Source organism: Yersinia sp. KBS0713, from assembly GCF_005937895.2.
GTDB classification, from domain to species: domain Bacteria; phylum Pseudomonadota; class Gammaproteobacteria; order Enterobacterales; family Enterobacteriaceae; genus Yersinia; species Yersinia bercovieri.
Genome location: NZ_CP042173.1, coordinates 4,278,412 through 4,290,930 on the forward strand (window position 1 = coordinate 4,278,412; position 12,519 = coordinate 4,290,930).

A 12,519-nucleotide genomic window follows, 5' to 3' on the forward strand; every position below is an offset into this window, starting at 1 on the left:
GCACTCTCTCTGGCCATTCACTCCAGAACTTTAATTCAACCTTGATATTTTACCCGATGGGTTAATTTAAATAATATAACCGCCATAAAAGACGGTTGGCATGATGGTTTAGCGAGTTAACCTACTCTTTAACACCGCCATTGGGCCTCGGCTAGCATGGCCTGATACATGACTGCTTCATACCTCCAGATATCTCTGCACCATCGAAATTAATGTTAATACATTTCCAGTGAAATATTTGATTGCGCCAGACACCCGTCAATAAAACTCTCAGCGATTTGCAATTGACGCCGAATTTCCCGCTCATTACATTTTTTCAATCGGGCAATTGAAGCTTTAGATTGTCCATAAACGTAATAGCGAATAATAAGTTCCAGCTCTTTTTCTCTGGCTGAGCGCTTTAAATACCCAACGGCAACATCAATTGCCAAACCATCATTATCACTACAGGATTCAAGCTGTTTTTCTGCTGAGACTACTTCCTTAAATCCGCTGGCAATATGTGGGTAATCCAGACGATTATTATCTCTGGCCCACACACCCCAACGAGTGAGAATAGCGGGTATATTACTCATAACAACTCTCCTTGTTATATATAAATAATTTTGATTCAGTTTTAATATAAGCAGTAACAATACAAACAAAAAAACCTCGCTAATTAGCGAGGTCATTTGTTATAGCTCAATTATTTTTGACTACAGGAGTGAAAATAATAGGGTCTTCGCGATGGACTTAATCACAACTAACACCTTACAAGATTTTTTTCGGGCCGTGATAGCATTAATTACCTTGTCAGTTAATAAAACAGAAAGTGCATAACTGCCATAAAACAAATTAATAATTACTTCACTTATAAGTGCTTACACATACAGTCTATCTTAGTAAGATATCCCGCCATAAAAGACGAATTATATTATTTTTTAGTAAGCTAACTTACTCTTTAAAACCAGGCTTGCCATTCTCGGCTCGCCATTTTTTGATAACGCTTAGAATACCCTCAGGACTAGCCTCTGCCTCAGTCTCGGGATAAAAAAGAACCCCATTACCTTGTGGGTGTTCAGTAATCTTTACAAAATGACGAATAAGTTCGTCATGTTCATTTTCAGAAACCTCGACAGCAAGAATTTTATTTAAAAAATCTAAAAAATCAGATTCCGTATATTCAGTTATGCTATTTTTCAATTCCATTATTTACCTCCATTTTTTGAGTGAATACTAATGTGGTTTTTCGGTGTCACTATTCGTAGGTTGTCCACGTTGTAAACTGCTCTGCCATCTTTAATTGGAATAAAATGATGAAGTTCGAATTTCTCTCTCCCCACTACCTGCTCAATTGGTACTGGATACGGAGCATAACCATTCTTCATTCTATTCTGGTTCAGAGGTGAAAACTGCCCCGCTAGCTCAGGATCATGCCCAACGGCGGCCCAAAATGCCTCTCTGAATTTATCAAAACGACTAAACCATCTGCCACGTAATTGATCCGCAATCTGTGTGGGCTTTTAAGGTAAACATATAACCACTACATACGGAAACAAAAAAACCTCACTGCTTAGCGAGGTCATTTGTTATGGCTATAATTATTTTTGACTACAGGAGTGAAAATAACAGGGTCTTTGTGATGAGCTTAACCACAACTAACACCATACAAGATTTTTTCCGGGCCGTGATAGCATTAATTACCTTGTCAGTTAATAAAACAGAAAGTGCATAACTGCCATAAAACAAATTAATAATTACTTCACTTATAAGTGCTTATACATACAGTCTATCTTAGTAATATATCCCGCCATAAAAGACGGATTATATTATTATTTAGTAAGCTAACTTACTCTTTAAAACCAGACTTGCCATTCTCGGCTCGCCATTTTTTAATTTCCTCTACAAGTCCTTCAGGGGTATCCTCTTGATCAGAACTAGGATAAAAGATAATATCTGTACCCTTTGGGTGTTCTGATAAACGAATAAATTCGCGAACAGATTCATTAGCTTCAGTTTCAGTTTCGTAATCTGCGTTGCATATTTTCCGTGCGAATGCTAAAAACTCAGCCTCAGTATAATTTTCCAGCTTATTTTTCGTCTCCATTTTACCCCCTCCCTTTATTTGAATGAATCTCAATATGGTGCTTTACCGTTACTATCCGCAGATTATCTATATTGTACACAGCCCCACCATCTTTAATTGGAACAACATGATGAATTTCAAATTTCACTCTTCCCCCCAACTGTTCTTCAACTTGAGAATATTGTGCATAACCTCGCTTAAGAAATGCAATATTACGCAAATTAAACTGCCCCGCTAGCTCAGGATCATACCCAACGGCGACCCAAAATGCCTCTCTGAATTTATCAAAACGACTAAACCATCTGCCACGTAATTGATCCGCAATCTGTGCGGGCTTTTAAGGTAAACATATAACCACTGCATACGGAAATAAAAAAGCCTCACTGCTTAGCAAGGTCATTTGTTATGGCTATAATTATTTTTGACTACAGGAATGAAAATAATAGATTCTTCGCGATGGACTTAACCACAACTAACACCTTACACGTATTTTCTCGGGCCGTGATAGCATTAGTTACCTTGTCGGTTAATAAAACAGAAAATGCATAACCGCCATAGAACCAATTAATAATTACTTCACTTATAAGTGCTTATACATATAGTCTATCTTAGTAATATAACCCGCCATAAAAGACGGATTATATTATTGTTTAGCCCGCTAATTTACTCTTTAAATCCGGGTCTGCCATTCTCGGCTCGCCATTTTTTAATTTCCTCTACAAGTCCTTCAGGGGTATCCTCTTGATCAGAACTAGGATAAAAGATAATATCTGTACCCTTTGGGTGTTCTGATAAACGAATAAATTCGCGAACAGATTCATTAGCTTCAGTTTCAGTTTCGTAATCTGCGTTGCATATTTTCCGTGCGAATGCTAAAAACTCAGACTCAGTATAATTTTCCAGCTTATTTTTCGTCTCCATTTTACCCCCTCCCTTTATTTGAATGAATCTCAATATGGTGCTTTACCGTTACTATCCGCAGATTATCTATATTGTACACAGCCCCACCATCTTTAATTGGAACAACATGATGAATTTCAAATTTCACTCTTCCCCCCAACTGTTCTTCAACTTGAGAATATTGTGCATAACCTCGCTTAAGAAATGCAATATTACGCAAATTAAACTGCCCCGCTAGCTCAGGATCATGCCCAACGGCGACCCAAAATGCCTCTCTGAATTTATCAAAATTACTGAACCACCTGCCACGTAATTGATCCGCAATCTGTGCGGGCTTTTAAGGTAAACATATAACCACTACATACGGAAACAAAAAAACCTCACTGCTTAGCGAGGTCATTTGTTATAGCTAAATTATTTTTGACTACAGGAGTGAAAATAATAGACTCTTCGCGATGGACTTAACCACAACTAACACCTTACACGTATTTTCTCGGGCCGTGATAGCATTAATTACCTTGTCGGTTAATAAAATAGAAAGTGCATAACTGCCATAAAACAAATTAATAATTACTTCACTTATAAGTGCTTATACATATAGTCGATCTTAGTAATATAACCCGCCATAAAAGACGGGTTATATTATTGCTTAGCAAGCTAGTTTACTCTTTAAAACTAGGCTTGCCATTCTCGGCTCGCCATTTTTTTATAACGTTTAGAATACCCTCAGGACTAGCCTCTGCCTCAGTCTCGGGATAAAAAAGAACCCCATTACCTTGTGGATGTTCAGTAATCTTTACAAAATGACGAATAAGTTCGTCATGTTCATTTTCAGAAACCTCGACAGCAAGAATTTTATTTAAAAAATCTAAAAAATCAGATTCCGTATATTCAGTTATGCTATTTTTCAATTCCATTATTTACCTCCATTTTTTGAGTGAATACTAATGTGGTTTTTCGGTGTCACTATTCGTAGGTTGTCCACGTTGTAAACTGCTCCGCCATCTTTAATTGGAATAAAATGATGAAGTTCGAATTTCTCTCTCCCCACTACCTGCTCAATTGGTACTGGATACGGAGCATAACCATTCTTCATTCTATTCTGGTTCAGAGGTGAAAACTGCCCCGCTAGCTCAGGATCATGCCCAACGGCGCCCCAAAATGCCTCTCTGAATTTATCAAAACTACTAAACCGTCTGCCACGTAATTGATCCGCAATCTGCGCGGGGATCGGTGCGCCTAGCCCCTCTCCCGCCCCTGCCAGCCAAATACCCGTCACGGATTGCCCTCGTCCCGTCACGATACCCGGCTCCTCGCGCGGGCTTTTAAGGTAAACATATACCGGCTCCAGCCCCGAATCTGCCGGGAACCAGATGACGTAATCGTGGAAATCATGCTCTTCCAGCGCGGGCAGGGGGAAAACAGTATGGATGACTGCGTGCCGGATGACGGTTTCACCGGTATGCAGCGGGACTGCGGGCGCACTCTCCGGTTGTGGTAGCAGCGGACTGAGATCCGTTCCCGGCGGTGTTACTGGTGTAAACATAAAAGTGCGGGACGGTAAATTATCAGTGGTAAAAAAATAGGTGCCCTTAGCTGCATCATATTGTGCACCCACAAGTTTTACCCTGGCGGAAACACCGCCCACACCGGTTTTTACCGCATGAACCTCCATCAGGCCATCAGCGTCAGTGATTAACATTCGAATCGGGAGTTCAATATCCGCTTGCTTTGCTGACCAAACTCCATGTGATAACCACATGCTATGAAGGGGAATGGCGCCCGCTAAAAGTGGCCGAGCCAAATCCGGCAGTTGAGCTGAGCCATCCCCCTCTTTAAGGGCGTCGGAAGCAGCGGCAATAACAGCAGCAATCATCGGATCAGCTACCAAGTAGTTAGCCAGGCGAATAGTGCTTGCTAAAGGTGGACGATCCCAGCCTGCTGGTTTATCTGGGCCTTCCCCCTCTTTAAGAGAGTCGGAAGCAGCGGCAATAACAGCAGCAATCATCGGATCAGCTACCAAGTAGTTAGCCAGGCGAATAGTGCTTGCTAAAGGTGGGCGATCCCAGCCTGTTGGTTTATCTGAGCCTTCCCCCTCCTTTCGTGGGTTGAAAGCGGCGGCAACAGTCACAGCCATTGGATCTGCTACCGATGAGGTTGTAATGGCTCCGAGTCTTACCAGTGCCATTCGCAGTGAAGTACCTAATCCCTGTATAACTTCTTGCCCTAGCTCAATAGACCCCATTCCGGCGACGGCAAAACCAGGTGGGTAAAAACTCCACATCGAATAAGCGGGCAAAGAGTACGTATCCTGGCGAATGGCTTCCTGTTGTCTGGCCTCTGCTTTCTCCCGCTCCCTCATTAGCCGTGCATTTTCAACGCGCTGCCGTTCTGCTGCTGCTTCTGCTGCCAGCCGTGCACTTTCAACGCGCTGCTGTTCTGCTCTTTCAATATCGGCATTAACTTGTTGTTGCAGCACTAATAACGCTGCCTGCCTGGCCCTTAACTCCGCAATACCCTGATTTAAGGTATTCACCTCGCCTTGTTGGGTGCTCGCCACCGCCCTCAACCTGCGTATCTCGGGAATGTGCCTGAATGTCCTTCTGTTTTCAGGACTTAGAAGGTGAGTAAGGCGTTGCTGCACCTGAGTGACCTCCTGGTTCAGCAACATCAGGTTTTTTTCCAGCAGCAGAATATGTGCCGCGACTTCTGTCACCTGCTTGTCCGTTAGCGATTTTTTCAGCCCCATCTCTTCTGCAACCGAGTTGAACGGCTGGCCCTGTACCAGAGCACTTTCCGCCACCTCCCGCTCACTCCGCGCCATTTCATAAGCACGGCGCGCTTCCTCCCTAATCTCATGAGTACTGATGATTCGAATCATTGAGATATACAACGGATCAATATTTGTACCCTCGGGAAAGACGATGATGGCATCACGGGTATGGCGACCCGCAGAGGTAGCCACCTTCTTAACGGGCGCATTCTCAATAGGTATCGCGGCGGGTTTGCCAGCCACTGCCGGTGGTGTCTGATGAGCAGGCACCACATTATCAACCACATTGATGTGTATCGGCGTGACACCAGGAACCGGTGCGGTATAGAGATTCGGTGTCGCCGTTGGAACCGCTTTAACCACCGGAACACGTTGTATTACCGCGGGATTTTTGACTAATACTGCCTGTTGCACACCCGCTTCCGTCACATCACTGATGCGGACATTAACCGCAACATCCGCCACTGTCTGTAACGCCTCTTTCGGCATATCAGTGACTCTGTTGGCGGGCAGAACCGGGGTGGTAAAGTAATGGCCCATCGGGGGATCAGGGGCAATGGATGAGGGCATCATGCCCATGACTGCCACTCCGATGGGGCTGGTGCGCATCGCCCATGACCCTATGCGAGTGAGCTGAGTTTCGACAAATGCCGCCACCACCGAAAGCCGACTTAAGGTGATCCCCCAATTCCCATCAATTAATGTGATAACTGCGGGTACGCCCCCGACAGCCATATAAGCCTGCATATCTGGCCGTTGTGCCAGACTCGGTGTATTGCTGGTAGCCCCTGAATGATTATTACCGCCCTTATTTCCACCACGATTGCTGCGACCAAATTGGCTCGGGCTATAATGATGAATTTTGCCATAAGGCGTATTTGAGGTTCCCCAGCCACTGCCCCGATTTGAATTACTACTGCCTTGTCCGGCAGGCCCCCCTTTAATACCGCCGGTTGGGCCTCGGCTGCCGTGGCCCGTTACATTACTGTGTCCTTCACCCATAATTAATTTCCTTATTTAGAGTTGAGTTGAATGCTATAACTCACGAGACTATTTATTTATCTGCTCATTGATTGATTAATTAACTTATTTCACCTCCATTAATATTTTTAATATCAATAGCCACCACGCCCGGAAACAAAAAAACCTCGCTAATTAGCGAGGTCATTTGTTATGGCTATAATTATTTTTGACTACAGGAATGAAAATAGTAGGGTCTTCGTGATGGACTTAACCACGATTAACACCTTACAAGATTTTTTTCGGGCCGTGATAGCATTAATTTAATTATTTTTTCGCCACGCAATACACTCTATTTGAGACAAAAAAAACCGCCGCCATTAATCAATGGCAGCGGCTTGTTTCTACTAAAAATAATACTCATCATCCCTGGTGTGGCAGCTAGAGCTAAATAATTACGCTGTCACACTCAAGGGCTAAGCTATTTTAGCCAGCAACGGCGATACGTTTCATATCCGTCATATAGCCACGCAGTTTATGACCTACCGCTTCGATTGGGTGATTACGGATAGCTTCATTTGCATCACGCAGTTGGGCATTATCCACCGCCGTGCCAGCAACACTTTTACCCAAATCGCCCGCTTGCAGTGAATCCATAAATTTGCCTTTCAGCAGGGGAACTGCGGCGTTAGCGAACAGATAATTACCGTATTCTGCGGTATCAGAAATAACCACGTTCATTTCATACAGACGTTTACGGGCAATGGTATTCGCAATCAGTGGCAGTTCATGCAGGGATTCGTAATAAGCGGACTCTTCGATAATACCGGAATCAACCATAGTTTCGAATGCCAGCTCAACCCCAGCTTTTACCATGGCAATCATCAATACGCCGTGGTCGAAATACTCTTGCTCAGAGATTTTGCCTTCAAACTGTGGCGCATTCTCAAATGCCGTTCTGCCAGTCTCTTCACGCCAGCCCAGCAATTTAGCATCATCGTTAGCCCAGTCGGCCATCATGCCGCTAGAGAATTCACCAGAAATGATGTCATCCATATGTTTCTGGAACAGTGGTGCCATGATCTCTTTCAGTTGCTCAGACAGGGCATAAGCACGCAATTTTGCTGGGTTGGATAAACGATCCATCATCAGCGTGATGCCACCTTGCTTCAGCGCTTCGGTGATGGTTTCCCAGCCGAATTGAACCAATTTTTCAGCATATGCCGCGTCAGTACCTTCAGAAACCAGCTTGTCGAAGCACAGCAGTGAACCGGCCTGCAACATGCCACACAGAATAGTTTGCTCGCCCATCAAGTCAGATTTAACTTCAGCAACGAAAGAGGATTCCAATACCCCGGCACGATGGCCGCCGGTGGCTGCCGCCCACGCTTTAGCGATCGCCATGCCTTCGCCTTTCGGGTCGTTTTCTGGGTGAACGGCGATCAGTGTCGGCACCCCAAAACCGCGTTTGTACTCTTCGCGAACTTCAGTGCCAGGACATTTTGGCGCAACCATCACCACGGTGATGTCTTTACGCACCTGTTCACCCACTTCAACGATGTTGAAACCATGGGAGTAGCCCAGCGCTGCGCCATCTTTCATCAATGGCTGAACCGCCTGAACCACTGCGGAGTGCTGTTTGTCTGGTGTCAGGTTAACCACCAAATCTGCCTGTGGGATCAACTCTTCATAGCTACCCACTTTGAAGCCGTTTTCAGTCGCTTTGCGCCATGAAGCACGTTTTTCGGCAATGGCTTCTTTACGCAGAGCGTAAGCCACGTCCAGACCGGAGTCGCGCATGTTTAAGCCCTGGTTCAGCCCCTGTGCGCCACAGCCCACGATCACCACTTTTTTCCCTTTCAGGTAGCCAGCTTCATCGGCGAATTCGTCACGTGCCATAAAGCGACACTTACCTAATTGCGCCAACTGCTGGCGCAGGTTCAAGGTGTTGAAATAGTTAGCCATGGTATTACTCCGTTCAGATTCTGTTTTATGGGTGTAGGGGATAACCTTGGATTCACTATATGACAGGAAACACATTGCTGAAATTGATATATTAACAATGTGATATTGCAGATTCTGCAATACAGACTATTTCTGATGCAATACAATGGATATTCTCACCCAAGAGGCTGTCTGTGATGGATTTACGTGACCTAAAATTATTCCTACATTTGGCTGAAAGTCGCCATTTTGGCCGCACCGCCAAAGCCATGCACGTCAGTCCATCCACCCTTTCACGCCAGATCCAGCGGTTGGAAGAGACCATCGGCCAGCCACTTTTTTTACGTGATAATCGTACCGTACAACTGACCGATGCTGGCACCCAACTGAAATCCTTTGCGCAGCAGACCTTGCTGCAATATCAGCAATTGCGCCATGCCTTAGGCCAACACGGGCCATCACTGAGTGGCGAACTGCGGCTATTTTGCTCAGTCACCGCCGCTTATAGCCATCTGCCGCCGATTCTGGATCGCTTCCGTGCCCGCCATCCGCTGGTTGAAATCAAGCTCACCACCGGTGATGCTGCCGATGCGGTCGATAAGGTGCAGTCCAATGAAGCTGATTTGGGGATTGCGGGCCGCCCTGAAGTGCTGCCCAGCAGTGTGGCTTTTACCCAAATTGGGGAAATTCCGTTGGTGCTGATTGCCCCCGCCCTCCCTTGCGCGGTGCGCTCGCAGGTGTCGGTCGAACAGCCTGATTGGGCCACCATTCCCTTTATTTTACCGGAGCACGGCCCATCGCGAAAACGCATTGATTTATGGTTTCGCCGCCAACGAATCACTAACCCATTGATTTACGCTACGGTTTCCGGCCATGAAGCGATTGTGTCAATGGTTGCGTTAGGCTGTGGCGTGGCGCTGATCCCGTCAGTGGTGGTGGATAATAGCCCAGAACCGGTGCGCAACCGTATCTCCCTGCTGGATGATGTCTCACTGGTGGAGCCGTTTGAATTGGGGGTTTGCGTCACCAAAAAGCGGCTCAATGAGCCGCTAATTGACGCTTTTTGGCGACTACTGTGATGCTTAGTTCGCCCATGGCAGCCTGGCTAATAATTTATAGCGGGGCAACGAGCATACTCGAATTGATAGTTGGCATAAGAATCTTATCAGCAGGGGCCGCAACCCCCCTATTGGTGCCAAAACCATTCATCGCACTTATCAGTTGATCTGATTTCCCTCCAAATCTAGAGAATTGATTGAAGTTAGCAATCACTTTTCCGCTAGCATTATACTCACGTCTGGAATAGGAAGTTTCCTCTCCATCAGAATTAAATGTTTTAGATAATTCATTCAATACTTTTCCAGTCATGTCTTCTGTTGTTTTAATTTCTGATGCTACCTCTCCATTTTGGTATGTGCACTCAACGATAACTCGAGTATTATCGCTAACTGTTGTTACGCGACGAGAGCTGATTAATTCACCCTTATCACTGTACTTTGGATCATAGGATTCAAAGATATTTACATCGCTATTATTGTTAATTGTCGGCGCTAACTGTTCAGAAAGGGGATTATTAACGGCTTCTGGCAGTAATTCAATTGGCTCTACCTCTATTTTCTCTCCATAGGCATCATAGTTCTCTGTCACACTTGACGTTTGCTCACCATCAGTAGCAAATTTTTCAACTGTTTTTACACTGCCGATAGTATTACCTTGAGGGTCATACGAATATGTGGTTTCAGTTCTGTCCGTCAATTTACCGCTAGTTTTATCGAAATTCTGCCATATCTCAACTGCACTAATCATGATGTCATTAGCACCATAAAGATCTTTATTATGGGAATACATTTGACCATTTTGGCGTTTTATCTCTTCTTCAACCTTTGATATTAACTCACCAGAAGAATCAAACTCTTGACGTATAATCGTATTTTCACAACCATCAGCACTAGTTTCATCACGGTAAATTAGATTGCCTTTAGCATCAAACTCCTCTTCAATTTCCTTACTGAAGTTACCATCTTCTAATTCTTCTTTATTGTCATATATTTCTTTCTGTTGGCTAAGTACATTGCCATTATCATCAAATTTTTTGCTAATACTGGCGACTTCAATAATATCACCATGACTATCAAAGGTTAACTCCTCATAATAAACAGAGGCATTGCCATAACTAAATTTAGTCATCTCCACTCTGCTCGTTAATTCCCCCTCACCACTATAATGTTTTTCCGTACAACCAGTGATTTTGTAATCACGGTTAGTTTTATACTCTATTTCTTTAATTACTTTATTATTTTTATCATATTCCTCACTCAACAACACATTCCCATGAATATCAACACGCTGTACAACCTTACTCAGCAAGCGCTTACTGGAATCCAATATCTCTTCAACTTTTGAAATCATTCCCCCTAAATATTTGTACTTAATTTTTTTAGTCTTGGCAGATTTACCTTGTCCCATATTAAGACGCTCCTCGCACTCAATTAACTCACCAGCGGCGTTATAAGTTGTATCATGACGATTAATTATCCTCCCTTTTTCGTCACGACTGAAGTTTGTAATGACCTTTGAAGTTATTTCTCCTTTCTTATTACAAACTAACCGTTCACGCCAAATTAAATTTTTATCGTTATCATATTTATCTGTCAATTGATCTCCATTTTTATCTTTATACCTTTTACCAGCCTGCTTTTCTAAATTAATATTATTATCGTCAGTAGCGTGATGGTCATGGATATTTTTATTATTCATATGGATACCTATATTATTTATTAAATTTAAGTTATTTTTGAATATGTTTTGTCTAATGATGCAGTGAGTAAACTAATATCGCCATGTCATATAAACAAAGCGTAACTCATTGCAGTTAGATGCTAATGATTCTATCTATAAATATCTAATGACATGGGATACCATAAGGAAATAAACAAAATAATATGAAAAATAAGTAAAATAATAAATACACAGTTATTTCATTATATTTAGGTATCATTGATTGAGGAGTTAAGATGGGGTGAGTTGGTGAGATAAAAAACGGCTCACTGAGCCGTTAATTAACATCTTTGGATCTGAGGTTTATTGATAAGTCAGCAGCAAAGCTTTCAGGATGCCGCAGTCTCATTAAAATACGCCAGCAATTATTGTACCCACGAATGCAGCACCCGCCAAAGTTGTCACTGCCATGATATCGTTTGTCACTATATCGACACTACCGAGTGGGAAGCTGTGTATTGATTCAACCAATGAGAATTCTTTTCCTATTAAAGGATCAGTAACAGTATCATTGAGCATTCCGTCATCCACTTTATGGTGATCTATTGTTGTTCCATCAGCATCCAGTTTACTCTCTACGTTGCCCAATATATTTCCTGTGGCATCAAACTCCGTAAACTTGACCGTATAGCCAACAATATTATCGGCGCTGTATTCTGCTTCAACATAGATTTTGACGTTATTAATCCCTTCAGCATTCGCTGCTTCGGTAGAATATGAGTGGGAAGTACCATCGCTATTCTCTTGATAAGAACCAGAACATTGGTTAGCAGCGCTCTTATCTGTTATTATTTTTGCCACATCAGATAAAGTTTTTTCTAAATGATGCTGATTCACTTTAACAACCCCTCCCTCATTAGGTAGCGTTGAATTACTCTCAGGGTTAATACTTCCAGTTTGATTGTTTATCATAGACATAAATGACCTCTCTATATAATCAGTATTGCTGTTACTCGTACAGAGCACTGAAATAAATAACACAAAACCACCATTACTCAATAACCAGCAATGAAGTAAAATGAAATTAAGGTCATTAAGGTTTTGGGGCTATTTATTGGCGGGCGATTTATTAGATGTGATTTTTAATAATAACTGATAT

General features: G+C 43.2%; 13 protein-coding genes. 1 reads left to right on the forward strand and 12 read right to left on the reverse strand.

The annotated features are described in order from the left end of the window. Window positions 1-215: 215 nt before the first annotated feature. The 10 genes from FFE93_RS20270 to ilvC form a co-directional block, all read right to left on the reverse strand. Window positions 216-575 (reverse strand): antiterminator Q family protein, encoded by a 360-nt coding sequence (locus FFE93_RS20270; RefSeq protein ID WP_138775889.1) that lies wholly within the window; start codon window positions 573-575, stop codon window positions 216-218. 358 nt (window positions 576-933) lie between these two features. Continuing rightward, the gene (locus tag FFE93_RS20275; RefSeq protein WP_138775891.1) at window positions 934-1,188 is read right to left on the reverse strand and encodes a bacteriocin immunity protein; all 255 of its coding nucleotides are present in this window, start codon (window positions 1,186-1,188) and stop codon (window positions 934-936) included. Continuing rightward, entirely contained in the window at window positions 1,188-1,490 is a 303-nt protein-coding gene (locus tag FFE93_RS21995; protein ID WP_138776039.1) for an HNH endonuclease signature motif containing protein, read from the reverse strand. Before FFE93_RS21995 ends, FFE93_RS20275 begins: the two co-directional genes overlap by 1 nt. Before the next feature lie 338 nt (window positions 1,491-1,828). After that, window positions 1,829-2,086 (reverse strand): bacteriocin immunity protein, encoded by a 258-nt coding sequence (locus tag FFE93_RS20285; protein ID WP_138775893.1) that lies wholly within the window; start codon window positions 2,084-2,086, stop codon window positions 1,829-1,831. A gap of 1 nt (window position 2,087) precedes the next feature. Next, window positions 2,088-2,390: an HNH endonuclease signature motif containing protein gene (locus FFE93_RS22000; RefSeq protein WP_138776041.1), complete on the reverse strand. Its 303-nt coding sequence runs from the start codon at window positions 2,388-2,390 to the stop codon at window positions 2,088-2,090. 338 nt (window positions 2,391-2,728) lie between these two features. After that, on the reverse strand, window positions 2,729-2,986 hold the full coding sequence (locus tag FFE93_RS20295; protein WP_138775895.1) for a bacteriocin immunity protein: 258 nt from the start codon (window positions 2,984-2,986) through the stop codon (window positions 2,729-2,731). A gap of 1 nt (window position 2,987) precedes the next feature. Continuing rightward, on the reverse strand, window positions 2,988-3,290 hold the full coding sequence (locus FFE93_RS22005) for an HNH endonuclease signature motif containing protein (protein WP_138776043.1): 303 nt from the start codon (window positions 3,288-3,290) through the stop codon (window positions 2,988-2,990). 337 nt (window positions 3,291-3,627) lie between these two features. Continuing rightward, window positions 3,628-3,882 (reverse strand): bacteriocin immunity protein, encoded by a 255-nt coding sequence (locus FFE93_RS20305; RefSeq protein ID WP_138775897.1) that lies wholly within the window; start codon window positions 3,880-3,882, stop codon window positions 3,628-3,630. After that, complete coding sequence (locus FFE93_RS20310) at window positions 3,882-6,740, reverse strand: S-type pyocin domain-containing protein (RefSeq protein WP_138775899.1); 2,859 nt, start codon at window positions 6,738-6,740, stop codon at window positions 3,882-3,884. The genes FFE93_RS20305 and FFE93_RS20310 overlap by 1 nt, the downstream gene beginning before the upstream one ends. A 444-nt stretch (window positions 6,741-7,184) precedes the next feature. Beyond that, window positions 7,185-8,663 carry a ketol-acid reductoisomerase gene (gene ilvC, locus FFE93_RS20315; RefSeq protein WP_049603028.1) on the reverse strand — a complete coding sequence of 493 codons (1,479 nt, stop codon included), beginning with the start codon at window positions 8,661-8,663 and terminating at the stop codon, window positions 7,185-7,187. A 176-nt stretch (window positions 8,664-8,839) separates the two neighbouring features. Between ilvC and ilvY the strand changes: the two genes are divergently transcribed. Next, window positions 8,840-9,721 carry an HTH-type transcriptional activator IlvY gene (gene ilvY, locus FFE93_RS20320; RefSeq protein ID WP_005279327.1) on the forward strand — a complete coding sequence of 294 codons (882 nt, stop codon included), beginning with the start codon at window positions 8,840-8,842 and terminating at the stop codon, window positions 9,719-9,721. 34 nt (window positions 9,722-9,755) lie between these two features. Here the strand turns inward: ilvY and FFE93_RS20325 are convergent, their stop codons facing one another. Both FFE93_RS20325 and FFE93_RS20330 read right to left on the reverse strand, forming a co-directional pair. Then, window positions 9,756-11,399, reverse strand: a complete 1,644-nt coding sequence (locus FFE93_RS20325; RefSeq protein ID WP_138775901.1) for a hypothetical protein — start codon at window positions 11,397-11,399, stop codon at window positions 9,756-9,758. Between the two features lie 369 nt (window positions 11,400-11,768). After that, a complete protein-coding gene (locus FFE93_RS20330) occupies window positions 11,769-12,338 on the reverse strand; it encodes a hypothetical protein (RefSeq protein WP_138775903.1) in 570 nt (189 codons plus the stop codon). Window positions 12,339-12,519 lie beyond the last annotated feature (181 nt).